We start from the raw sequence: 24,281 nt of genomic DNA, 5'->3' as shown, positions 1-24,281 counted from the left end.
AAGCCTAAAATCCAACTAAGTTAAGTCCTAAATCAAAGCTATCAACATCTTCAATATCTACTAAAAACCCACCATATATTAATGAACTTAAAACCTCGTCGGATGGATACTCAATTTTTACAAATAAATTTCTATTTTTGGCATATTTACTAGATGCATACAAAATTTGTATAAAAGTAACATCTATTTTTTCAACGTTTGAAAGATTAATGGTAAGAGTATCTCCCTCTTTCATTTGCTTAAAAATATGCAATAAATCTTCTTTTACCTTGAAAATATTATTTACTACGAGCTCGCCTTCCGGCCTATAAATCATGACTAAAACTCCTATTGCTGCTGATATTCAGGATCATATATTGTTGTATTTCTAAATCTAGAAAGCTCTCTAACGTCAAATAAGTTTTCTACATCTAAAATAATAATAAACTTATTATTGCTCTTACCAATTCCTGAAATAAATTTCGAATTAAACCCTGATCCAATCTTAGGAGCATCGTCAATACTAAATGGATCTAATTCAAGAACTTCGTTGACATAATCTACCAAAATTCCAAGATTAAATTCGTCTCCTTCGTAAACTAAAGTCAATATAATAATATTTGAAATATTAACTCCCTTATTTCTCTTTTTCTCATCCTCATCAATAACACGATCTCCCATTCCAAATTGTTTTCGAATATCAATTATTGGAACGATTTTACCTCTATTATTTATTATTCCTGCCATGTAACTGGGAGTCCTTGGGATTTTTGATATCTTAGTATATTCTAAAACCTCAACAACATATTTAATCTCAATAGCATAAAGTTCGTCCAAACTAAATAAAAGATACTGACTTAAAGAATCTTGCATATCTGAATCCATGCCTATAAACGCCCCTTTAAATGAAATTTAAATCGCAAATAGAATGCTGATATCAAGATTAATATTACCTCATATATTAATAAATACAAATTAGAAATTAATAAAATTTAATTTCTAATAAACAAAAAAGACGTGATTTTAATAGAATTCTATCTTATAATTTAGATATAAAATTGTAGTTTAATTTAAATCTCAAATAAAAAAGTTAACAATGCAAAGTAAAAACAAACTAATTAGATTATTAATAATTATTACATTATTTTTCAATGTTGAAAATATTTTTACAAACGAAAAATCTAAAAGCAGTAAAGCTAATCTAAAAATAGAAAGCTCAAAAACTAAAATAAAATTTGGCTTTATTTTGCCTTATCCTACTGCAATAGAATTCAGCATTAATAACTTTGATATTGGGTTAGGAGTAACAATACTAAGCGTCTCGGAATTTTTTCCAAAATCACCAATAGCATTGCTATTTAAAGCATATTTCGACTATATGTTCTTAAATTTAAGAATTCAAAATTCAAATTTTATCTTTTTCTTGGGATCTGGCCTATTTTTTGAAATAGGCAAAATTACAAACTCAAATTTAACAAATGTTTTTTCTGGGATTACCTATAAAATCGGATTGGGTCTGCCCTTAGGAATAATATATGAAGCTCATTGTGACGTTATTGAAATTATCATAAAAACAACACCATCGATTTTTATTGGCCAATTACCCAATGGAAATTTAATATTTCCAATAAAAGGCAACTTATCTATAGGAATAAAAGGCTCTCTTAAAATATAGTTTCTATCTTTTAGATAAAAAAATTATTGAACAAAAAAAAATATTGAACTAAAATTTTTTTAAAAGCTAGTATGTTGCACTTAGGAGGTAACAAAACAATGAGAACAAAAATAATTATTATGTTAATTATTATTTTATTAGCCTCAATCTCAGGATTTGCTAATTCAAAAGAATCTGCAAGGGGTAAATTTGGAGCAGGAATTATACTCCCATTACCAATTGCTTTACAAATTAATATGGGAAACTTTGATCTTGACATTGGGCTTTACAGCGGAGTAAATAACTTATTTTCAGACTGGAAGACACTGTTTATAGCATTAGACTACATTTTTTACATACATATATTCCCAGGAGCTGCTAATATTTTGAATTTTTCAGTTGGAGCTGGAGGATATGGAACAATATGGTTTTCAAGATTTGGCGGCAGTCGATCAGGCTCTGGGCCAATGAGCATTGGTGCAAGATTACCTTTGGCTTTAAATCTTGCAGTATTTAGAAAAAAATTTGACATATTTTTACGAATAGCACCTGGACTTGGAATGAATATTTGGAGCCGTGGTATTGGATTTAGATGGGAAGTATTTGCAGGATTGGGACTAAGATTCTGGTTTACTTAATAATAAAAATCAAAACACTCCAAAAAAATTAAACATAACATTTAAAAAAGTTAAAAGCTTGTTTTTATTGTTTTAAAATTCAAAAATCAATATAATAATACAAAATTTGGGAGACAATAGTGAAAAAAATCTTCATGTTATTCATCATGATTGCAAATATATCTACAAATAGCTTTGCAAAAGATTCATATTTAAACAGGGGTATTGGCTTTGGAGCAAGCATTGGAAATCCAATTATTAACTTAATAATGTCATTTCCATTTATTGACTTTGAAGTAGGCTATGGTGGTAGCAATGGAATAAATTTATCAGACCTTAAACTTGAATCAAAATTTTATGATTTTAATTTATTAGCAATAGCAGCACTTGATTTCATTTTTACAATACCTTTGATAAAAAATTTAAATTTGGGGGTTGGAATAGGAGGAAATATAAGTCTATCATCGCACACATCTAGATTAATACATATGGAATTAGGATTTGGAATAAGAATTCCACTGGTTATTTTTTACGACATTAGAGAAAATTTAGAAATAGGCATAAAAATAGCACCCTCAATAGAATTCATCTCAAACACAAGATCCCTTGCACATCATAAAACCCATTCAGGAATAAAATCGAACTTTGCGGGGGGAATATTTGCTAAATACTATATCTAAATCCCTATACTGATTTATTTTATTGCCAAGCACTATGAAAAAATTCACCTCGTTTTGAGTCTAATCTTTCAAAAGAATGAGCTCCAAAAAAGTCTCTTTGCGCTTGAATTAGATTAGAAGACAGATAATTAGTAGAATAAGAATCTAAAAACGAAAGACTTGCATAAAATGCCGGCAAAGGAATCCCAATTTCACTGGCTTTTGAAACTATTCTCCTTAAAGACTTGTGATTATTTTTTAATAAATCTAAAAAATAATCATCAAAAAGCAAATTAATAAGATGAGGATTTTTATCATAAGCTAATTTAATTTTGTCTAAAAAACTACTGCGAATAATACAACCTTCTCTCCAGACTAAAGAAATTTTACCCAAATTTAAATCCCAGCTATAATTTATAGATGCAGTCTTAAGCATCATAAAACCTTGAGCATAAGCTACTATTTTTGAAACTAAAAGAGCATAATAAAGATCTAAAATCCAATCACTAATCTCAAATTCAAAAGAAACAGTGTCCATTTTAAGCAAATCACTAGCAATAATCCTTTCATGCTTTAATCCCGACATAAATCTTGAAAAAACGGATTCAATAATTAAATTTACAGGCATATTAGATTCAAGAGCATCAATAGATGTCCAAACACCGGTACCTTTTTGATTTGCAATATCTAAAATCTTATCAACTAAATACTCATTATTTTCTTTATACCTAAGAATCTTAGAAGTTATTTCTAATAAATACCCTGAAAGATCGCCTTCATTCCACTTTTCAAAAACCTCAGAAATTTTTGAATTATCTAAATTGAAAGCTTTTTTCATGAAAAAATAAACTTCGCTAATAAGCTGCATATCAGCGTATTCTATCCCATTATGTATCATTTTAACATAGTGCCCAGAACCATTCTCTCCAATATAGGTTGAACAAATATCATTGTTTTTAGTTTTAGCTGCAATTTTATTTAATATAGGCTCAAGAACTGAGTACGCTGATTTGCTCCCCCCATACATTAAAGCAGGACCAAATCTTGCTCCTCTCTCCCCTCCAGAAATTCCAAGTCCCACAAAATAAATATCTTTAGCAAACAACTCTTTTTCCAATCTCATTGTGCTCTTATAATGAGAATTTCCACCATCAATAATTATGTCTAATTTGTCCAAAAAGGGTAAAATTTGTTCAACAACCTTTTCTACAGCCAAGCTTGTCACCATTAAAATGATTTTTCTTGGGGTTTTCAAGCTTTTAACAAAAGATCCAATATCTTTAAAGCCATTTATCTTTTTATGAGAATTTTGTTTAACAAAAATTTCAGTTTTTTCAGTATCTCTATTGTAAACAGAAACATTAAAACCGTTATCAGCAATATTTAGAGCTAAATTACTACCCATAACACCAAGACCATAAATTCCTACATCCATTGCATTCTCCTTGATTCTAATTTTCCATTTTAAACAAATTGCTTTATTTATTATTTCTAGATTATGTTATATTATAAAAAAAGTAAAGATTAAATTGAAAAGGAAAATTTGCATGAAAAAACAATTTGACACAGAAGTAAATGATTTGCTTTATTTAATCATTCACTCTCTTTACTCTCATAAAGAAATATTCTTAAGAGAATTGATATCAAATGCGTCTGACGCCATTGATAAGCTCAAGTTTTTAAGCTTAACAAATGAAAAATTCAAAAACATTTCTCTAGAACCAAAAATAGAAATAACATTTGACGATAAAAGCATCCTAATTAAAGATAATGGAATCGGGATGAATGAACAAGATTTAACTAATCATCTTGGTGTAATTGCTAAATCAGGAACTAAAGAATTTATTAACAATTTAAAACAAGATGAAAAAAAATCTGCAAGTCTAATTGGCCAGTTTGGAGTTGGATTTTACAGCGCATTTATAGTATCAGAAAAAGTAGAAGTTACGTCAAAAAAAGCACTAGAAAGCGATGCTTATACTTGGTCTAGCGATGGCAAAACAGGATACGAAATAGAAAAAGCAAAAAAAGAAGAATCGGGTACAGAAATAAAGCTTTATCTTAATAAAGAAGGACTTGAATATGCTAATAAGTGGAAAATTCAAGAAATTATCAAAAAATATTCAAACCATATAAATTATCCCATTTATATAAAATACAGCGAACCTATAATGAAGGACGGGAAACAAGAGGGAATAGAAGAAAAAGAAGAAAAAATAAATGAAACTACTGCTCTTTGGACAAAAAATAAAAGCGAAATTAAAGCAGAAGAATATAATGAATTTTATAAAAATACAACCTTTGATTATGAAAATCCATTGATGCATATTCATACAAAAGCTGAAGGAAATTTAGAATATACCAATTTATTTTATATCCCAAGTAAAGCTCCTTATGATTTATATTATCCAAACACTAAACCTGGGGTAAAGCTATTTATAAATAGAATCTTTATTACAGATTCTGAAGGCAGCTTGCTTCCAAACTATCTAAGATTTATAAAAGGAATTATAGATTGCCAAGATTTACCACTCAATGTAAGTAGAGAAATTCTACAACAAAATAAAATTTTGTCTAAAATAAAATCATCTTCTGTAAAAAAAATACTAAGCGAGCTTGAAAAGCTAAGTAAAAAAACCCCTGAAAAATTTTCAGAGTTTTCGAAAGAATTTGGAAGATGCATTAAAGAAGGTGTTTATTCTGACTTTGAAAACAGAGAAAAACTTATTTCATTAATAAGATTTAAATCTTCAAATATAGACGGATTTGTATCTTTTAAAGAATACAAAGAAAGAATGAATGAAGGCCAAAAAAGCATTTACTACATAACAGGTGGCAAAGAAAATATATTAAAAGAAAACCCAATAGTAAACGCGTATAAAGAAAAAGGATTTGAAATCCTAATCATGGACGATGAACTTGATGAGGCTATTTTAAATCTAATTCCAGAATACGAAGGATTAAAGCTAAAAGCAATAAACAAAAATGAAACTAGCAATGAATTAAAAGATGAAAATTTCAAAAAAATTGAAGAAGAGTTCAAAGATACCCTTATAAAAGTAAAAGAAATCCTGAAGGAGCACATAAAAGAAGTCAATCTCTCGGCAACATTGATAAAAGAGCCTTCAGCAATAATAATTGATAGTAATGATCCAACTTACCAAATGCAAAAAATTATGATGTCAATGGGACAAGAAGTAAAAGAAATTAAACCAATACTTGAATTAAATCCTAATAATAAAATAATCCAAAATTTAAAAAATCTAGAGCCTGAAAAATTAGAAAAAATAAGCATTCTCCTTCTTGAAGAAGCTCTACTAACCTCAGGAATGCCTAGCAAAAATCCAGGAAGATTCACAAGTATAATAAACGAATTTCTAGAAAAAACCTTATTATGATTAAAATAAAAGAGAGAGTTTCAAGCTCTCTCTTTTTTACTTTTTAACTCGCAATACTAAATCTTTGCCTGCTGTAACAGGCTTTGTTTGAGATATTTTATGTCTAATTTCTTCTGTTAAAACAGTTGACGACAACAAAATATATTCAGAATCATTTTCAAGCCTCCCAAAAGAGTATTCTATGCTTGAAACTTCATCTGAATTTGCAATAACAACTGGAGTAATAACAGATTCTGAATGCTCTTTTAAATATTCAAGATCAAGCCTAATAATAACTTCGCCTTGTTTAACATTAATGCCCTCCTCAGCAACCCTTGTAAAACCCTTGCCATTTAAATTAAGAGTATTAATTCCAAAATGAACAAAAATTTCAACACCCTCTTTAGTTTCAAGACTAAAGGCATGATTGGTTTTAAAAATTTTACCTATTTTACCATCACAAGGCGCTAGTAACTCATTACTTGTTGGAAGAATTGCAATTCCATCACCAACTATTTTTTCAGCAAACGCTTCATCAGGAACCTTATCAATTGACATAACTTTTCCACTAATCGGAGCAATCAAATCCAATGTAGCGGTTTTTTTAAAAAAATCTAAAAACCCCATAACTAATCTCCTATAAATTTATCAAAATAACTTAAAGTTTCTTGCTCAGAATCACTATTTAAAACTCTATTTGCCAACTCTTCTAATTCTATTATTGTGTACTTTTTAAGCAAATATTTAACTCTAAGGGTAGCACTAGGAATCATACTTAAAGATCTAAATCCAAGGCCCACAAGAAGCAACGCTCCAGCATCATCTCCCCCAAGCTCGCCACAAACAGATACATCAATTCCAGAGCTAACTCCATCGTCAAGAACCTTTTTTATTAATTTCAACACAGCAGGATTATACTTATCATATAAATTTGATATTTTTTGATTACCACGATCAACAGCTAAAACATATTGGGTTAAATCATTAGTTCCTATACTAAAAAATTTCAATTTATTGGCAAGTTTAGAAGAAATTAAAGCTGCAGAGGGAACTTCTATCATACAACCCACTTCCAAATTTTCATCAAAAGGCAAATTTCTAGACTTCAAGTTAATTTTTGCGTTATTCACAAAATATTCGATCGTCTCAATCTCTTCATATCTGGTAAGCATAGGCACCATTACCCTTATCTTCCCATAATGACTGACCCTAAAAATAGCATTAAACTGTGCTTGGATCAATTCTTCATATTCCTTATACATCCTAAGTGCCCTAAACCCCAAAAAGGGATTCTCTTCTTTCTCAAAATTAAGATAGGGAATTTCCTTATCCCCACCAACATCAAGAGTACGAATTGTAACAACCCCCTTTTTTTCCATTGTATCTATAACTCTCTTATAAGTTTCAAACTGCTCATCTTCTGTTGGGGGTTGTAAAGATTTCATATATAAAAATTCTGTTCTAAAAAGACCTATCCCTTCAACGCCATATTTATTAACATAGGTAATATCAACAGGTGTTCCAATATTTGCCTTTAAAAATACTTTTACGCCATCTTTTGTTTCAGCATCTTTCTCTTTTAAAGAAAAAAGCTCTTTTTCCATCTCTACTTGACGCAAAATCTTACCATTATAAAAATCAAGCTCATCAGAAGAAGGATTTTTAATAACAATAGAAGATATTGTATCGACGATTATTTTATCGCCATCCTTTAACGCATCAATATCTAGCAAAGTCATAACAAGCGCTGGAAGCCCCATTGTTCTTGCCAAAATAGCAGCATGAGAAGTTTCTCCTCCAACTGCAGTTAAAAATCCTTTAACATAATTTAAGTCAAATTGCATAGTATCAGATGGAGTTAATTCTTCGGTAACAAGAATAATATCTTTATTAATCTCAGAAAAATCGGTTACTTGACCTAAAATAATAGAAATTAATCTATTCCTAATATCCTTATAATCAGATGCTCTTTCCTTTAAATAAGGATCTTTATAGTCTTCTACGCTTTTAACCAAATTTTCAAACGCTAAATAAACAGAATAAGCAGCGCTATAATTTTCCTTTATAATAAACCCAATAACAAGCTCAGAAAGTTCATCATCTTCAACGATCAACACTTGACCTTCAAAAATACCTTTTTTGTCATCTCCAAATTGAAGCACAGCCTTTCTATCAAGAGCTTTTAGCGCTTCAATTGATTTTAACTTAGCCTTATTGAATTTTGATATCTCACTATCAACTTGAGAAAAGTCGATTTTTTCCCTACTTACAATTTTATCAAAATTTTTCCTAATACAAAGAACTTCTCCAATACCTATTCCTTTGGATATTCTTTTACCCGATAAAGTCATAACTTAAATCCTTCTAAAATTCATTCTTTAAAAGATTCGATAAGCTCTGCAAGCTCTGAAGCAGCAATCTCCTCATCCTCACCCTCAGCACATATCAAAAGCTTTTTACCTGATGACAATTCTAAAGTTTGAAGCCTGAACAAACTTTTACCGCTAACAGACTTTCCATCAGATTCTATTGTTATCTCGCTAGAATATTCTTTAGCTTTTTTTACAAAAGTTGATGCAGGCCTAACATGTAAACCGTTTACAGCCTTAATAATTGCTTCTTTTTTTACCATAAGTACAGAAACCCCTCATTATGAATATTATTTTTTGATTAACTTTTTACATTATAATACATAAAAATAAATTATATATTCCCTTTATATAAGAAATATAGCATACTAAAGATAGTAATTAAACTTATTCAAACCATTAAAAATTAAAATTCATTAATACATCTAAATAAAAATTCTTTATTAGTTTTAAATTTTTCTCTCCTATATTAAAATTTTTAGAATCTCTTATATTTTTATCCAACATTTTAAGAGAATTTTCTATCTCAGAAAATGAAAGCGGCAAAGATTTGTTTAAAAGTAAAACCTGAAAATCCTTTATAACAATCACCCTATCATCATAAAATATTTTTAACAAAAAATCACTTATAACATCTCTTTTTATGTTTAAAAGAATGCATATAAATATGATGTCGGTTTCTTCTAAAATGTCAAAAGACAAAGTATTGAAAAATATTTTGTGATAAAAGCTTCTGTTCCATAGATTCATCATTGGAAATTTAAATTTAGTAACAAGAAAAGTACTTCGATTTGCAATATACTCAACTCTATTTAAGCTATAAGCACTAAAAACATAAGTTTTTTTGGTTAAAATATTTTTAAACTCAATTTGTGCATCAAGACTTAATAATAAAGGATAAATATCAAAAACGGTGTTTTTATAATAAAACCCATTTGCAAGGTTAATGCTATTTAAATATGTTTTATCATTAAATTTTGAAATAAACTCATAAAATAGACTTGGAATATTTTTCTTACCAATCTGAAGTATTTCGTTGTAAGTAACACACGGTCCCATCTCAAGAAAATTACCCCTTAAAGAAACCTTATTAAATTTTTCAAAATTACCAACAAGGAAAAAATTATCAATAGGTGTTTCCCTATTAAACAAATTAGGATTTTTTTTAAAATCTAGCTCATTATAAATGATATAATTATTTAAATTTTTATTAAATAAATTAGATAATATATTAAAATTTTCAGGATAATAAACCTTAACATCAACCATTTTTTCTATACAACTCTTCAGCTTTCAAATAAAGAGATAAAAAAGTATTAACATCCATACAATTACATTTTAATGAATTTCTATAGCCTAAAATATCTGATCTGCTTATAATCTTGTTTTCCAAAAAATAATAAAACAACAAAATATTAGATTCAAAACAATTGCTACAAAAATTAAAATCGTCTTCTAATAAAATTTTTTGCATATGCTGATAAAAACTTTTTCTCTTAAGTCCCTCAAGAGTAACCACACTACGACCATTTAAAATAAAAGCAGGAATTAAATTCGAATAAACAAGTCTAAAATCTAACAAAATTAAAAAAAATCTGTTATTAATAATATACTCCGAACTATTACTCTTGGAAAAAAAGATAGACTCTAAAAGACTTCTAGTTGACAAAGAAAGACTAATCTTTTTTGAAATACGCTCCCCATTTAGATTAAAATTAATTAATATCAATTTTTACACTCCAGCTATTTAAAATTTCTTCAAAATCAAGAGGTGTCCTGCTTGCATTAAAATCAAATATCTGAATTAACGCAGTTCGAATTGCAGAAACAGAAACGATAAAAAAACTTCTAAAAGAAAAAACAAACTCACCATCTTCAATAAACTCTAAGTTTAAACAATCTTTAATATCACAATTTACATTAGCACTACAAAATACATAATCAACTGCTAACTCAAATATTGTATAAATTCTTTTGTTATTTAACTTAAGCTTGGTAAATTTACCTTGCTCTACAAAAAAACTTACATTAGTAAAAACAGCACTAAGCGAATAAAATTCAAATTTAAGTTCAACAGAACACCCAAGCACACAATCATTAACAGAATCAGCGGATATTTTTTCTTTAAAAATAACAGGATATTCATTTATAAAGTCTTTACTTATCAAAGAAGAAAAATTATCCTTAATGGTTAAAATTGCTTTTTCAATCACATAAGGATCTTTAAAAAGAAGACTATAAAAATTAGCAAAATCTAAAACATTCTCATTTATCAAAAAATTTATACTACTATAGGCCAAGCCCAATGCTTTAGCCAAGCTATTTTTCAAATAGTTGCTTAAATTGTTGTCAATAATACTGTAAGGCAAAAATATATCTAATTTATCCTTATATAAGAGAGCAATAAAATATTGCTCTTCGATTAAAAAATAAGTGCTTGAATTTAAATAAGCAAAGCCAACTCCTCTGCGACTAGTGTCAAAAATATTATAATTCTTGTTAAAACTTAAAACAGAAGATTTTTTTATTAAAGAATTCTTTAAGTCTAGTTTTTTAAAAACTTTAAAAAATCTACTATAATCACCCTTGATCTGCGTAAGCAAATAACCTATTGGCTCACAAGACATCCCTAAGGCAAGATTATAAAAATTAGAATAAATAAAATTATAAACAGAGGTCTCAAATGCCAAAAGATTGTCATAAAAAAATATGAAATCACTTTTATTCTCAACAAAAAAAATTTCTAAAAACCCATCAAAAAATAAATTTTTAAAAATATTATTAATAAATTTAAAATAAAACTTATATAAAAAATTTAAAGGTCTATTTATTATAATTTCTAAAATAATCTTTGAAAGTTTGTTATCTGCCAATAAACAATTAGAAACTGAAAAAGTTAAATTTAAATTATCTAAAATTCCAAAATGCCTTTTGTAGTAAATAACATTAACCCTTTTATTAATTTTTTTTGAAATTACAATGCCTTGTAAAATTGCATTAAAAGAAATAGGAAAAATACAACTAGACCAGTAATTATTAAAAGAATTAATTTTTATTTTGTCTTTATCCATACCAAAATTTTCACTAATAAAAAATTTCAAAAAAGAAATATTGTCTACATTAGCATCAATAATTAAATTTTCAGAATCAAAAAATATTTTAACTAAAATAAAGTCATCTGAAAAACTATTATAATCACTAAATTCATAACAAGCATTCAAAACATTGTAAGTTCCAGATTCTTTTTCTTTAAATCCAGAAGAGTAATTATTACTTCCATCACCAATTCTTAGATTAAAAAGAACACTTTTTTCTGCTTTTAGCAAATACTCCAAATTATCTGAATACAAAACCAAAGGAATTTGACCCTTAAAGTTTACCTTATTATCAAAAAGCTTTAAATTAAATTCATTAGAATCAACAAAATCTCTAAACTTTAAAGTTATATTGTCTTTATAGCTAATACTAAAAATTGAACTTACAGGGTCATCTACAAAGCTAAAATCTTCAATAAAAGAATCTTTAACATTGCAGCAAACTGGCAAAGCCCAAAATTCATTTGCATCCACATTTGTCAAATTCGCAAACTCCAACTAAACAAAAAATTAAATCAATAAAAACCTATCATTACATAAATAAAAAGGATTTAAAAATAAAACTTCAAAAACAGCTTACCTTACCAACATATGCAACAATTTTAAAGCAACTTAATAAGAAATTCACTTAAAACTAATTTGAAATCAGCGCCACTTGCCAATAACAATAGCACCTCCGGTGATTTTTTATCACTTTTGATAAATGGACAAACTATGATAACATTATAAATTATAGATGTTTTCTAAATAAAAACAAGGACCTTATGAATAAAAGAAAAAATCGAAACTTTAAGTATTTTATATTGCTTTCATGTATATCATTATTTGGGGCTAATAATACAATAAATTATTCTAGCATTAAAATTCCTTTAGAAGACTTAAGTGAAGAATTTAAAGATACTGAAAATAAAAACGATCAAATAAACACCTCAAAACATTTAAACAAAAACATAGTTTCTTACAAAGATCCAAAAAAAGGTAAAGATTTAAAATTACCAGAAAACATAAGAGACAAAAACCTATTTAAAAAAAGAATGGACGAAAATGATCTAAAATCTGTAATTGAAAATTATGAAAATAAAATTAAAAATATAGAAAAGCTTTTAAAAACAAAAAATCAAAAAGCACCGACAAATGAAAATAAAAAAATAGAATCAATAGAAAGAAAAGCAAAAAAGTATGAAATATTAACAAATAAATTAAAAAACGAAATATTAGAAATAAAAAAGCTCCTTAACAAGAAAGCCAGATCCGAAGAAGATGAAAATTATGAAGAAAAAATAAATATTGAAAACATTGAAGAAGAAGAAGAAGATGATGATGATGATGATTTTGAAGAAAATTATGAATATAATGATGAAATTGAAGAATTAAATAAGGACAACTATCCCTCTAGCGAAAGAATAATAAACAACCTAAAAAAAAATCTTGATGAGAATGAAAAACATTATGCTATTAATGAAAACAAAATAGATGAACTTGAAGACAGAATCAATGACAATGAAAATACTATTTTAGACTTGCAAAGAGAATTAAGAAGTTTTAAAAAAAAAGATGACTCAGATAAAAACTTGGAAGAAATTAAAGAAAATTTATCTTCAATAGGAAAAATAATAAACAATCTAAAAGGAAAAATTCACGCAAATGAAGCAATAAATAAAGAAAATCAAAAAAAAATAAGAACCGATAAACATAAATTCAAAGAATTAGAAGATAAGATAAAAGAGAATGAAGAAACTATTTTGAAACTTCAAAAAGAATTAAACAATTTTAAAAAAAAAGAAATTTCTCAAAAATCTTTAAACGAAGAAGCCCTAATTCCAACTATTACAAACAAAAATGATGAACTAGAAGAAATTAAAAAATTAGAAAAAAAATATTCAAAGCCTACAGAAAAAAATGAAAGCCAAAATCTAGAAAAGCCTACTAAAAGCAAGCCAAAAACAACTATAATAAAAACAGCAGATTTTCAAATCTATCCTGACATATACCTTAATAACTATAAATTTAAAGAAAAAGGGAATCAATTTGCATTCAAAAAGGAAAACACATACTATATTGAAATAGATCCATCTAATAATTTAAATGAAGCTCTAAAAAATCATGAAATAATCTCAAAATTCAAATTTGAAAAATATTTCATTAACCCTACTCTAAAAAATAAAGAAGAATTTTTTAGAAACTTAATAGAAGTCAAAAACATCCATGAATTAGGCATTATGTATAAAAGCCTAAAGCCTGAATTCAAACAAATAAAAATAATTAAATAGAAAATAAACCTTTTTAAATCTAGCTCAATCCAAGTAGCTCTTAATATCTTCAAAAGAGATAATTTTTATATTCAAATCCAAAGCTTTTTTAAGCTTTGATCCAGCTTTTTCTCCTACAACAAGAAAATCCAAACTACTGGTTACACAGGTTTTAAAAACTGCCCCTTTATTTATTAGTCTATCAATAACAATAGACCTAGAATAACCATTGAAAGCTCCAGTAATGCAAAACTTTTTATCAAGTAATAACTTATTTCCATCATCAATCATGATAGACTCTTCCATTTTAAATTCTAAATTTTCAAAAAATTTAAACTTATTAAGCATTATTGAATCATTAAAAGCTTCAATAATATTTGAAGCAATTTTTTCTCCTATGCCTTTAATTTTCAATAATGTTAAAAAAGCAAAATCTCTATCTTGACAAAGCCTAAAAAGCTTTGAAAATGAATTTAAGTTATTAATAAATAACAACCTTATAGCATTTTCTCCTAACTCTTTAATTCCCATACTAAGAAGTAATTTACTAAATGGCTTTTTTTTGCTAGCTTCAATTGAATTTATCAAATTATTTACCTTTTTATCTTTAAACCCTTTAAATTCAAGAAGTTTATAAAAATTAAATGTATAAAGATCAACTTCTGAAGAAATAAATTTCTTCTCAAAAAGAAAAGAAATGGTTTTATCAGAAAGCCCTTCAATATCCATACAATTTTTACTACAAAAAAATTTTATCTTCTCAACTACCACTGAAGGACAATTATTATTTACACAAAAAAAATGGGCTCCCTCTTTTACTAAAACCATATTGCAAGCTGGACAATTATCAGGAACCTTGAAAAACCCTTTTGAAAATTTATTTACTACCATTTCAACAGCAGGAATCACATCTCCTCTTCTTGAAACCTTAACAACATCACCAACATTCAAACCAATAGATATTATATAATCTTGATTATGCAAGGTTGCATTGGTAATAAAAGCCCCTGAAACAAAAACTTTATCAATATTAGCAACCGGAGTAATTTTACCACTACGCCCAACCTGAACAACAATACTATTTACCCTGCTAAAACCCGAAAGAGCTTCAAATTTGTAAGCCATTGCCCATTTAGGGTGATGCGAGGTATAGCCCAATCTTTCTCTTAAAGTAAAATCGCTAACCTTAAGAACAACTCCATCTATTTCATACTCAAAAGAATTTCTTTTTTTTGTTATATCTGCTATGTAATTTAAAACTTTCCCAATAGAACTTTTTTGATCAAAAAATCTAATTAAAGGATCAACTTTAAAACCCAATTTCTTTAGTCTTTCAATAGCCAAATCATTAGCTTCAAACTCCAATCCAGCATTCAAAAAATCATAAATGAAAATATTTAAAGGGAAATTAGCAACCTCCCTGCTATCAACCCTTCTAAGTATCCCTGAGGCTAAATTTCTAGAATTAGTATAAGGTTTTTCCAAAAATTTATTTATTTTAAAAAAATTTTTTTTACTAATATAAACCTCTCCTCTTAATATTAAATCAACCTTTTCATCAAGAAATAAAGGAATATGCTTAATGGTTTTAATGTTTTTAGTAACGTCATTACCAAATTTTCCATTACCCCTAGTAAGAGCTTTTTCAAGAATACCATCTTTATAATAAAGAACAATAGAACATCCATCAATCTTTGGTTCAACAGAAATATTAAAAGAATTGTTAAAATCAATCTTATCTATCCATGATTCTAACAAATTAAGATCATAAACCTTGTCAAGACTTAATATAGGAACAGAATGTTCAACTTCTTTAAAGTCATTCAAAAGATCACTGCCAAACTTAAGAGTGGGGGAATCTAAGGTCTTATATTCAGGATACTTACTTTCCAACTCTTGAAGCCTTAAAATATGCTTATCATATACAAAATCTTCAACACTGGGCAAAGAATCGACATAGTACTCTTTATCCCACTTTCTAATCAACTTTTTTAAGTTTGCAATTTCTTGCTGTATTTTACTGCTCATAAGAGTAAAATTTAACACATTCTTCATTATTTTATCAAACAATCTAAATTCATAAGCAAAAGCCACCTTGTTATTATTATAAAAACTATCAAATAACACCAAAAAACACATATTATTTTATTTTTACTTATATTCAAAGTAAAATAATCTTTAAATAAAAAATCAATCAAAAAGGCAATATTACAAAAATGTGAATTATATTTTAATTGTCGTTAAAGATATTTTAATATGTTAAAATGAACAAAGGAGTGCTTGTTTGAAAGAAAGTAAAAAAGCTTTAATAGCAGATGACTCACTTTTTATGAGAAAAAACCTAATAAACATCTTAAAGCAATTAGGATTCAAAGAATTCTTAGAGGCCGAAGATGGAATTCAGGCTGTTAAAGAATTTGAAAAACAAAATAATATTGATCTAATAACACTCGATATAACAATGATGGGAATGGATGGAATTACGGCTCTTGAGAGAATGTATGAAATTAATAAAAAATTGCTTAAAAAAGTCAATATATTGATGGTTACAGCTATTGGAAAACAAGAATTAATACAAAAAGCTTTATCGCTTGGGGCTAGAGGATATATTACAAAACCTTTTAAAAAAGACCAAATAATAGAACAAATCAAACTTTTAGATTAGAGGAAATTTTGATATCAAAAGAAAAAATATATAAACAAACACAAATAAACACATCAAACCCCCTCTCAATATTGATAATGCTTTATGATAAAGCAATACAAGATTTGAAAATTGCCAAAGAACTTATAAAAGATGGAAATTGGCAAAATACAATTAAAGCTAATGAAAAAATTTTTCATGCACAAGAAATCATTACTGAATTAATGTCAACATTAAATTTTGAACAAGGTGGAAATATCTCTACAAACTTACTCTCAATATACTCATTTCTAAATAAAGAGCTAGAAAATGTTTTTTTAAAAAAAGAAATACACAAAATTGACAATGTTATAAAACAATTGCAAATATTAAGCCTCACTTGGAAAAAGTTAAAAACAAAAGAAAATAATACTACTCACAATAAGTTAGGAATCAATATTGTCGGCTAATGAAATTTTAAAAAAATATTTTAACAATTTATTATTAGAATTGAAAGAACTAAAGCTGATATTAACAATAGAAAATGATAAATTGCAAAGAGAAGAAATAAAAATATTAAATGTAACCAATCCTAAAAAGGATTTAATCTTAGAATCAATCAAAAACTATTATAAAACAATAAATGCATGGTTAAAACCTAAAAACCAAAAATTGGATAATTTCAACCATTTGATTAAAGAAATTAACCTACTAAAAGAAGAAATATATATTAAATATCAAATTTGTTATAAACTCTTACAACAAATTGCAAGTGCAAAAAGAAAAGTCTCAAAAATTAAAAAACATCAAAACCACATTACAGTAATCAATACACCTATAATGCTAGATATTAAAATATGAAAGAACTTTACTTAATTGACGCACTAAACATAATATTTAGAAATTATCACGTAATGAAAAATTATCCACTTTTAAACACACAAGGAGAAAATGTTAACGCATTTATTGGCTTTTTTAAAACATTATTTTTCATAATAAAAGAAAAAAATCCCGAACATTTGATTGTTACCTTTGACTCAGAAATACCAACTTTTAGAAAACAAAAATATCCAAACTATAAAGCAACAAGAGATGCGCCTCCGAATGATTTAATACCTCAAATAGGATGGATAAAAGAGGGGCTTTTAAAGGCAAAAATACCAATCTTTGAGATCGAGGGCTACGAAGCTGACGATCTTTTAGCTAGTTTTGCTAAAAAAGCTACAAAGAATAACTATTTAACTTACATTATTTCTCCTGACAAAGACTTGCTGCAAACAATGTCAGAATACACAAAGATACTTAAAATTGAAAACAACAGCTTTGTTGAAATGAACAATGAGTACGTAATAAAAAAATTTGGAATAAATAGCTTTCAAATAAAAGATTATTTAGCTATTGTTGGAGACAGATCTGATAATATACCTGGAATAAAAGGCATTGGGCCAAAAGGAGCAGCAAATTTATTAAAAGAATTTAAAACCTTAAAAGAAATATATTCAAATTTAGAGCTAATAAATAAAAAACATCAAGAACTTTTAATCAAAGAAAAAGAAAATGCTTTTTTAAGCTATGATCTTATAAGTCTTGAAGAAAATTTAAAAATTCCAGAAATTGAAAACTTTGCCTTAAAAAATTTTAGTGAAGATATAATATCTTTGTTTGAAAAGCATTCAGCAATTACGCTAATAAAAACTTATAAAAAAGATATCCTAAAACAAAAAGAAGAAAATATAGGCCAAAAAAGCCTTTTCAATCAAGAACCTACTACTAAAAACTCAAATACCCTAAATACAATTGACACAGAAAATGTTAAATATCATACAATAACAACAAAAAAAGATCTTGACAATTTAATAGAAAGCCTTAAAAAGGCTAAATACATATCAATAGACACAGAAACATCTTCGCTTGACACATATACGGCAAAATTAATTGGAATTTCCACTTCATTCAAAGAATTTGAAGGTTACTATATCCCAATCGAAGCTAAAGGAAAAGTTTACATAGAAAAACATTATATAATACAAAAATTTAACAATCTCTTTGAATCAAGCCCAAAAATAATTGGTCAAAATTATAAATTTGACTATAAAATACTAAAAAACAATGGATTTAGCCCTATCCCACCTTATTTTGATACAATGATTGCAGCATACCTTATTGACACAAACTCAAAAATATCGCTTGATTTTCTTGCAGAAAAATATTTAATGCATAAAAATATCAAATACGAAGATGTGATACAAAAAAATGATAATTTTGCAAACATATCTCTAGAAATGGCAACAAGTTATTCATCCGAAGATGCTGATATTACATTCAGATTATTTAAAATATTTACCAAAAAATTAAAAGAAGATGGGCTTGATAAGTTAATGCACGAAATAGAAATGCCTTTTAACAATGTAATTATAGAAATGGAAGAAAATGGCATTTATCTTGATAAAGAATATTTAAAAGAATATGGAAAAGAACTTGGAAAAGAATTAGAACTAATTGAAAGTAAGATAATAAAAAGCATAGGAATTGATTTTAATCTAAATTCTCCAAAACAAATGCATGAAATTTTATTTGAAAAACTAAATCTAAAATTACCAGAGAAAATGAAAAAAGATTCAACTGATATAAAAGTGCTCGAATCTCTAAGAGGACAGCATGAATCAATTGAAAACCTAATAAAACACAGGCAAATTGCAAAATTGAAGAGCACCTACACAGATAATTTGGCAGCACTAATAAACTATAAGACAAATAGACTGCATACAAGCTTCATACAAACAAAAACAGCAACTGGTAGAATCACCAGCATAAATCCCAACTTACAAAACATACCAATAAAAGATGAGAAAGGAAGAAAAATAAGAAAAGCATTTAAGCCGGAAAATGGAAGTATTTTTATTTCAGCTGATTATTCTCAGATTGAGCTTGCTATACTTGCTCATTTATCACAAGACGAAGCACTTATTAAAGCATTTGAAAATAATAAAGACATTCATGCAGAAACTGCTTCTAAACTTTTCAAAATAGAGGAAAAAGAAATTACTCCCAACTTGAGAAGAATAGCAAAATCTATTAATTTTGGAATAATTTATAGAATGTCAGATTTTAGACTCGCAAAAGAACTGGGAATTACAAAAGAAAAAGCAAAAGGATTTATAAACTCTTACTTTGACTCTTATCCAAAGATTAAAGAGTTTATAATAAATCAAATAAACTTCGTAAGAAATACTGGATATAGTGAAACTATCTTAAAACGAAGAAGATATATAAAAGAAATTAATAGTAATAATTATTTAGAAAGATCTGCTGCAGAAAGAATAGCAATAAATAGCATAATTCAGGGAAGTGCTGCTGATATCATGAAAATTGCAATGGTCAAAGTATTTAATGAATTTAAAAGTAAAAAAATGGAATCAAAAGTATTACTGCAGGTACACGATGAAATGCTTATTGAATCTCCTATTAAAGAGGAAGATGAAGTAAAAAAAATATTAAAAATTATGATGGAAAGCGCTTACACATTAAATCTACCCTTAAGAGCAAATATTGAAACGGGCAAATCATGGGGAGAAATCCATTAATCATTGGAATAACAGGAAAAATTGCATCTGGAAAAGATGTTACTTCTAAAATAATTAGCAATAAATATGGATTTTACGAAATAAATGTAGACAAGCTTGGACATTTAGCCTTACATGAAAAAAAAGAAGAAATAGTTAAAATATTTGGTCAAAAAATATTAAATACTAAAAATGAAATAGACAAACTCTTGATAAGAAATCTTGTATTTAATAACAATAAAGAATTAAAAAAACTTGAAAGTATATCGCATCCAATAATACTTAATAAAATAAAAAAAATCCTAATTCAAAACCAATCTACAAAAATAATAATCAATGCTGCTTTACTTTTTAAGCTAAATTTAGAAAAACTTTGCGACTATATAATTGTAGTCAAAGCAAAGATTCCTATAATAAAAAATAGATTATCATACTCTATGCCAAGCATAGACTCAAATATAATTAATAAAATACTCAAAATTCAAAAAGATATTTTTTTTAAAAAAAATATTATAAACTTAAGAATAATCAATATAATTAATAACAAGAATTATACATATCTAGAAAAAGAAATTGAAAAAAAAATGCAGGAGATAATTAACTATGAAAGATTTGAATGAAAACAATGATAACAACAAAGGATTTTTTGTAGCATTAACCTCAATTGCAACAGTTTGTATCATAATATTTCTTGGAACAATTATTTTTTTCCCAAACAAAAATTTGACTTCAGATATTGCAGAAAAGAATATTGTCTTAGAAGAAACTAAAGATCAAAACACCTTAGAAAACACTGACCAAAATGAAAAATCTTTAAAGGTATCTGAAACTCCAAACGAAATAATCATAGATTTAACACAAGATTTAAATAAAGAAAAAAAACCTACAAAAAAAACACCCAACACTTCTCAAAAATCAAAAATTATTGAAAAACCTCAACCTATAGCCAAAAAAATAACCAATACTTCCCACCAAAAATCAAAAATTATTGAAAAACCTCAACCTATAGCCAAAAAAATAACCAATACTTCCCACCAAAAATCAAAAGTTATTGAAAAACCTCAACCTATAGCCAAAAAAGCCTTAAATATTGACAACATATATGATCCTAATACAGAATATTACATACAATTTGTATCACTCTCAGACCCAATCAATGCTGACAACTATATTCAAAAATTACTCAAATATAATATTGTTGCCAAAATATATTCTGCAACAATAGATAATAAAGATATTTACAGGGTAAGATCTGGTCCTTATAAAACAAAATCAGAAGCAAAAGCAGACTTTAAAAAAATAACAGGAATAAGCGAATTTAAAGAAACTTATATATTACCCGTTAACAAATAGACTATAATTATTAATATATTTTTGATATTTTTCTAAATATTCTTCATGAATCTCAATAATAGGCAAGACAACATGCTTAATCTTTGCAAGCTTGAAAAAAGCGTCATTTAAACTACTAAATTCTCCTAAAGAATAGAATGCCTGAATTGCTCCCCCAATAATCTCTGAATGTTTAAAATCAAAAATCTTTAAATCTTTGCCAAGAATATTTGCCTTGATTTGATTTAAAAGCAAATTATCGGAATTAGATCCACTAACAAAAATACTCAAAATTTCTTTTTTACAGGCTTTTAACTCTGCTAATCTGTTGTAAAAAGCAAAACATACAAACTCAAGTATTGCCAAACCAATCTCTAATGGATTTTTAATACTACCAAAAATTCCTTTATTTAAATCTTTGCAAATAGAGGGATCCAAAACAAATAAATCATTAAAAAGTTTAATTTTGCTTGGATAAAAATATACATTATCTAAAGTAACACTTTTAACAATCTTTTTTAAAAGAAAATCAAAAGTTAAACTTTTTTTATAAAAACTGTCTTTCAGTAATTGAATCAAATATCCAAAAGGAACAATTCTCCCAATAATAAAATATCCTTCTAAAAAATAAGGATATTCCAAAGAAAACCCGGGCAAATACGTACTTGAAACAAAATTAAACCCTTCGCTTGTACCCATTCTATTTGACACAATTCCCTCTTGAAAAGCGCCGCTTCCCACCAAAACACTCAAATAATCTGCTCCAGCATTAATTACATTAATGCCGCTATTTAGCCCAAATTCAACTCCTGCTTTATAAGTTACAACACCAATATTTTCTCCCATTTTTATGAACGGAGGGAATTTGTTCTTATCAAGTCCATATTTTTTTATCTCTACATCATCCCAAATAAAAGGAATATACTCTGTGCTTGGAAAGCTTGTAAAAAGCTTTTCTGTAAGCAAATAAATAAAATACTCAAAACAAGAAACAAAATAGCTTATTTTAGAATATATGCCTCTTTCAACAGTGCTAAGCACGTAAGGTAAAAATACAGACTTCCCCCTAAAATCGGACTTAATTTTAAGAGAATTCCAATGTAATACTTCTAAAGGAATTAAATTTGAATTTAAAGCAATTAAGCATGGTGAAATGCCGCTAACAGAAATGCAATCTATTTTGCTAGTTTGAAAATTGGATATGGCTTTTTTAAAAGAAAAAAGCCATATATTGAAATCAAAATTTTCGAAATCGACATTAAAATAATCTGAATAGCTAACATCAATATAACTTAAAACTCCATTTTCAGAGCTAACTAATGCTGCCTTTAAAACACTAGTGCCAATATCAATGCTAAGGGCATTCATAAACTAACCTTTGGTAATCAATTTTTGAATATCGTCTTTTCTATCAAGAATTTTTTGTAAACCAACCTTATTATAAATTGCAAATATTGCATTCGCAAAAAGATGCGCAACATTAGCTTCATGATACCAAGGCTTATTTATTAATTCATCATTATGGCAAACAGCATTGGTTCCGATTATTTTATAAAAATAACCCTCCTCATAAGCTTTGTCAAAATATTTAATAGCATCTCCATTGAAAAACGGCAAACTAATCCCACATATAATCTTTTTAGCGCCCATATTTTTAAGCAATTTCATTGCCTTAATCAGAGTACCCCCAGTAGCTAACATATCATCGCTCATAAAAACATTCTTACCTTCAACATCTCCTAAAAGTTTAGTTACAGAAATATTTGAATCAGAAACATCATTTGAAACTCTTGAATAATCCCTCTCCTTATAAAGCAGAGCAAGAGGACTCTTAAGGCTTGATGCAAAAAATTTATTTCTACTTACAGCGCCTGTATCGGGCGAAACAATAACCAAATTAGAATCTTTAATGTCAATCAAATCCCTAAGAGATTTAAAGATTTCATAAGAAACATTTAAATTTTCAAAATAAACCTTCCTAAATACATTCTCAATTGCCTTTGAGTGAATGTCCAAAGTTAAAATATGTCTAATCCCCAACTCTTCTAAAAATCTTCCAATAAGACTTGCTGTTAAACATTCTCTTGAATGTTTTTTATCTTGCCTTGAATAAGGATAAGATGGGATAATAACACTAACAGAGTTGGCTTTAGCCTGCATGCAAGCATCTATTGTTGTCATTAAATTCATTATGTGATCATTAACTGTCATAATTATTTTTTCACTACTGTTTATTTCAACTTCATAAGTATTAGCAACATCTTGGACAATAAAAATATCCTTATTCCTAATTGTTTTTAAAATTTCAGTTTTAAATTCACCATTGGCAAACTTAACAAATTTAACAGGAATTTCCAAAGACTCCCTGTTCTCAAGAGAAGAGAAACTAAACCCTTCTAAAAAAGGAGATAAAACTTTTTCAATTCTAAAAATTTCTTCCTTTAAGGCTTTACAATCTTGACATACATTGGCTACAATGTCATTTTCAACATTTACAAATATTCTTTCAAGCTCTTCCATTATTTTACTGGCAAAAACTCTACCCCCAGGACAAGCAATAATTCCTATTGATTTTTTTTTAAGTAAATTCACCTAGTTCCTCGTTATTTTTTATAAAAAAATCTTAATAATATTAATTTGATAATTAATATCTCCCATACATACAAAATAACTAAAAATATTTTAGCCTTAATAGTAAGAAGAAAAAATCCTATTAATATAAAAAATAGATATTATAAATAATCCCAAAACAAAATTGACTTAA

Annotated in this window: 23 protein-coding genes; 11 read left to right on the top strand and 12 right to left on the bottom strand. The window is 27.2% G+C overall.

The window, feature by feature from the left end; genetic code table 11:
- Positions 1 to 4: 4 nt before the first annotated feature.
- Together QIA31_RS03350 and QIA31_RS03345 are read right to left on the bottom strand one after the other, a co-directional pair.
- On the bottom strand, positions 5 to 316 hold the full coding sequence (locus tag QIA31_RS03350) for an STAS domain-containing protein (RefSeq protein ID WP_301394245.1): 312 nt from the start codon (positions 314 to 316) through the stop codon (positions 5 to 7).
- An 11-nt stretch (positions 317 to 327) separates the two neighbouring features.
- On the bottom strand, positions 328 to 870 hold the full coding sequence (locus tag QIA31_RS03345) for a chemotaxis protein CheW (protein WP_151060199.1): 543 nt from the start codon (positions 868 to 870) through the stop codon (positions 328 to 330).
- 205 nt (positions 871 to 1,075) lie between these two features.
- Between QIA31_RS03345 and QIA31_RS03340 the strand changes: the two genes are divergently transcribed.
- The 3 genes from QIA31_RS03340 to QIA31_RS03330 all read left to right on the top strand — a co-directional run bounded on the left by QIA31_RS03340 (position 1,076) and on the right by QIA31_RS03330 (position 2,930).
- Positions 1,076 to 1,654, top strand: a complete 579-nt coding sequence (locus QIA31_RS03340) for a BAPKO_0422 family outer member beta-barrel protein (protein ID WP_301394244.1) — start codon at positions 1,076 to 1,078, stop codon at positions 1,652 to 1,654.
- 98 nt (positions 1,655 to 1,752) lie between these two features.
- Positions 1,753 to 2,271: a DUF3996 domain-containing protein gene (locus QIA31_RS03335; RefSeq protein WP_301394243.1), complete on the top strand. Its 519-nt coding sequence runs from the start codon at positions 1,753 to 1,755 to the stop codon at positions 2,269 to 2,271.
- Between the two features lie 119 nt (positions 2,272 to 2,390).
- Complete coding sequence (locus tag QIA31_RS03330) at positions 2,391 to 2,930, top strand: DUF3996 domain-containing protein (protein ID WP_301394242.1); 540 nt, start codon at positions 2,391 to 2,393, stop codon at positions 2,928 to 2,930.
- Positions 2,931 to 2,949: 19 nt separating this feature from the next.
- Here QIA31_RS03330 and gnd read toward each other — a convergent pair whose 3' ends face one another.
- Positions 2,950 to 4,344, bottom strand: coding sequence for a decarboxylating NADP(+)-dependent phosphogluconate dehydrogenase (gene gnd / locus QIA31_RS03325; RefSeq protein WP_301394241.1), 1,395 nt, complete (start codon positions 4,342 to 4,344; stop codon positions 2,950 to 2,952).
- Between the two features lie 112 nt (positions 4,345 to 4,456).
- Between gnd and htpG the strand changes: the two genes are divergently transcribed.
- Positions 4,457 to 6,307: a molecular chaperone HtpG gene (gene htpG / locus QIA31_RS03320; RefSeq protein WP_301394240.1), complete on the top strand. Its 1,851-nt coding sequence runs from the start codon at positions 4,457 to 4,459 to the stop codon at positions 6,305 to 6,307.
- Positions 6,308 to 6,343: 36 nt separating this feature from the next.
- Here the strand turns inward: htpG and crr are convergent, their stop codons facing one another.
- The 6 genes from crr to QIA31_RS03290 form a co-directional block, all read right to left on the bottom strand.
- Positions 6,344 to 6,913: a PTS glucose transporter subunit IIA gene (gene crr / locus QIA31_RS03315; RefSeq protein ID WP_151060193.1), complete on the bottom strand. Its 570-nt coding sequence runs from the start codon at positions 6,911 to 6,913 to the stop codon at positions 6,344 to 6,346.
- Positions 6,914 to 6,915: 2 nt separating this feature from the next.
- The gene (gene ptsP, locus QIA31_RS03310) at positions 6,916 to 8,637 is read right to left on the bottom strand and encodes a phosphoenolpyruvate--protein phosphotransferase (protein ID WP_301394239.1); all 1,722 of its coding nucleotides are present in this window, start codon (positions 8,635 to 8,637) and stop codon (positions 6,916 to 6,918) included.
- A gap of 20 nt (positions 8,638 to 8,657) precedes the next feature.
- Positions 8,658 to 8,918 (bottom strand): HPr family phosphocarrier protein, encoded by a 261-nt coding sequence (locus QIA31_RS03305; RefSeq protein WP_002557145.1) that lies wholly within the window; start codon positions 8,916 to 8,918, stop codon positions 8,658 to 8,660.
- A 136-nt stretch (positions 8,919 to 9,054) separates the two neighbouring features.
- Entirely contained in the window at positions 9,055 to 9,924 is an 870-nt protein-coding gene (locus QIA31_RS03300; protein WP_301394238.1) for an FAD binding domain-containing protein, read from the bottom strand.
- Positions 9,917 to 10,384: a hypothetical protein gene (locus QIA31_RS03295; protein ID WP_301394237.1), complete on the bottom strand. Its 468-nt coding sequence runs from the start codon at positions 10,382 to 10,384 to the stop codon at positions 9,917 to 9,919. The genes QIA31_RS03300 and QIA31_RS03295 overlap by 8 nt, the downstream gene beginning before the upstream one ends.
- A complete protein-coding gene (locus QIA31_RS03290) occupies positions 10,371 to 12,233 on the bottom strand; it encodes a hypothetical protein (RefSeq protein WP_301394236.1) in 1,863 nt (620 codons plus the stop codon). The genes QIA31_RS03295 and QIA31_RS03290 overlap by 14 nt, the downstream gene beginning before the upstream one ends.
- A 281-nt stretch (positions 12,234 to 12,514) precedes the next feature.
- On the opposite strand from QIA31_RS03290, the gene QIA31_RS03285 reads away from it, so the two are divergent.
- Entirely contained in the window at positions 12,515 to 14,020 is a 1,506-nt protein-coding gene (locus tag QIA31_RS03285; protein WP_301394235.1) for a coiled-coil domain-containing protein, read from the top strand.
- A gap of 24 nt (positions 14,021 to 14,044) precedes the next feature.
- Here QIA31_RS03285 and ligA read toward each other — a convergent pair whose 3' ends face one another.
- Positions 14,045 to 16,027, bottom strand: a complete 1,983-nt coding sequence (ligA, locus tag QIA31_RS03280; RefSeq protein WP_301394471.1) for an NAD-dependent DNA ligase LigA — start codon at positions 16,025 to 16,027, stop codon at positions 14,045 to 14,047.
- Positions 16,028 to 16,283: 256 nt separating this feature from the next.
- Here ligA and QIA31_RS03275 point away from each other — a divergent pair, with 256 nt between their 5' ends.
- From QIA31_RS03275 to QIA31_RS03250, 6 genes are read left to right on the top strand one after another with little or no spacing between them, the layout of a single operon-like run.
- Positions 16,284 to 16,664, top strand: a complete 381-nt coding sequence (locus QIA31_RS03275) for a response regulator (protein ID WP_301394234.1) — start codon at positions 16,284 to 16,286, stop codon at positions 16,662 to 16,664.
- An 8-nt stretch (positions 16,665 to 16,672) separates the two neighbouring features.
- The gene (gene fliS / locus QIA31_RS03270; RefSeq protein ID WP_151060186.1) at positions 16,673 to 17,092 is read left to right on the top strand and encodes a flagellar export chaperone FliS; all 420 of its coding nucleotides are present in this window, start codon (positions 16,673 to 16,675) and stop codon (positions 17,090 to 17,092) included.
- Positions 17,082 to 17,483, top strand: a complete 402-nt coding sequence (locus tag QIA31_RS03265) for a hypothetical protein (RefSeq protein WP_301394233.1) — start codon at positions 17,082 to 17,084, stop codon at positions 17,481 to 17,483. The genes fliS and QIA31_RS03265 overlap by 11 nt, the downstream gene beginning before the upstream one ends.
- Positions 17,480 to 20,206 (top strand): DNA polymerase I, encoded by a 2,727-nt coding sequence (gene polA / locus QIA31_RS03260; protein WP_301394232.1) that lies wholly within the window; start codon positions 17,480 to 17,482, stop codon positions 20,204 to 20,206. The genes QIA31_RS03265 and polA overlap by 4 nt, the downstream gene beginning before the upstream one ends.
- Positions 20,188 to 20,805 (top strand): dephospho-CoA kinase, encoded by a 618-nt coding sequence (coaE, locus tag QIA31_RS03255; RefSeq protein ID WP_151060183.1) that lies wholly within the window; start codon positions 20,188 to 20,190, stop codon positions 20,803 to 20,805. The genes polA and coaE overlap by 19 nt, the downstream gene beginning before the upstream one ends.
- Positions 20,789 to 21,538, top strand: a complete 750-nt coding sequence (locus tag QIA31_RS03250; protein WP_301394231.1) for an SPOR domain-containing protein — start codon at positions 20,789 to 20,791, stop codon at positions 21,536 to 21,538. Before coaE ends, QIA31_RS03250 begins: the two co-directional genes overlap by 17 nt.
- On the opposite strand, the gene QIA31_RS03245 is transcribed toward QIA31_RS03250, so the two are convergent.
- Together QIA31_RS03245 and QIA31_RS03240 are read right to left on the bottom strand one after the other, a co-directional pair.
- Entirely contained in the window at positions 21,521 to 22,885 is a 1,365-nt protein-coding gene (locus tag QIA31_RS03245) for an FGGY-family carbohydrate kinase (RefSeq protein WP_301394230.1), read from the bottom strand. The two genes, QIA31_RS03250 and QIA31_RS03245, sit on opposite strands and share 18 nt — an antisense overlap.
- A 3-nt stretch (positions 22,886 to 22,888) precedes the next feature.
- On the bottom strand, positions 22,889 to 24,109 hold the full coding sequence (locus QIA31_RS03240; protein WP_301394229.1) for a ribose-phosphate pyrophosphokinase: 1,221 nt from the start codon (positions 24,107 to 24,109) through the stop codon (positions 22,889 to 22,891).
- Between the last annotated feature and the right edge of the window lie 172 nt (positions 24,110 to 24,281).

Origin of the sequence: [Borrelia] turdi (assembly GCF_030439285.2) — a bacterium.
Lineage (GTDB): Bacteria > Spirochaetota > Spirochaetia > Borreliales > Borreliaceae > Borreliella > Borreliella turdi.
The sequence above is the reverse complement of the archived record's forward strand: the minus strand, read 5'-3'. Positions and strand labels throughout refer to the sequence as shown.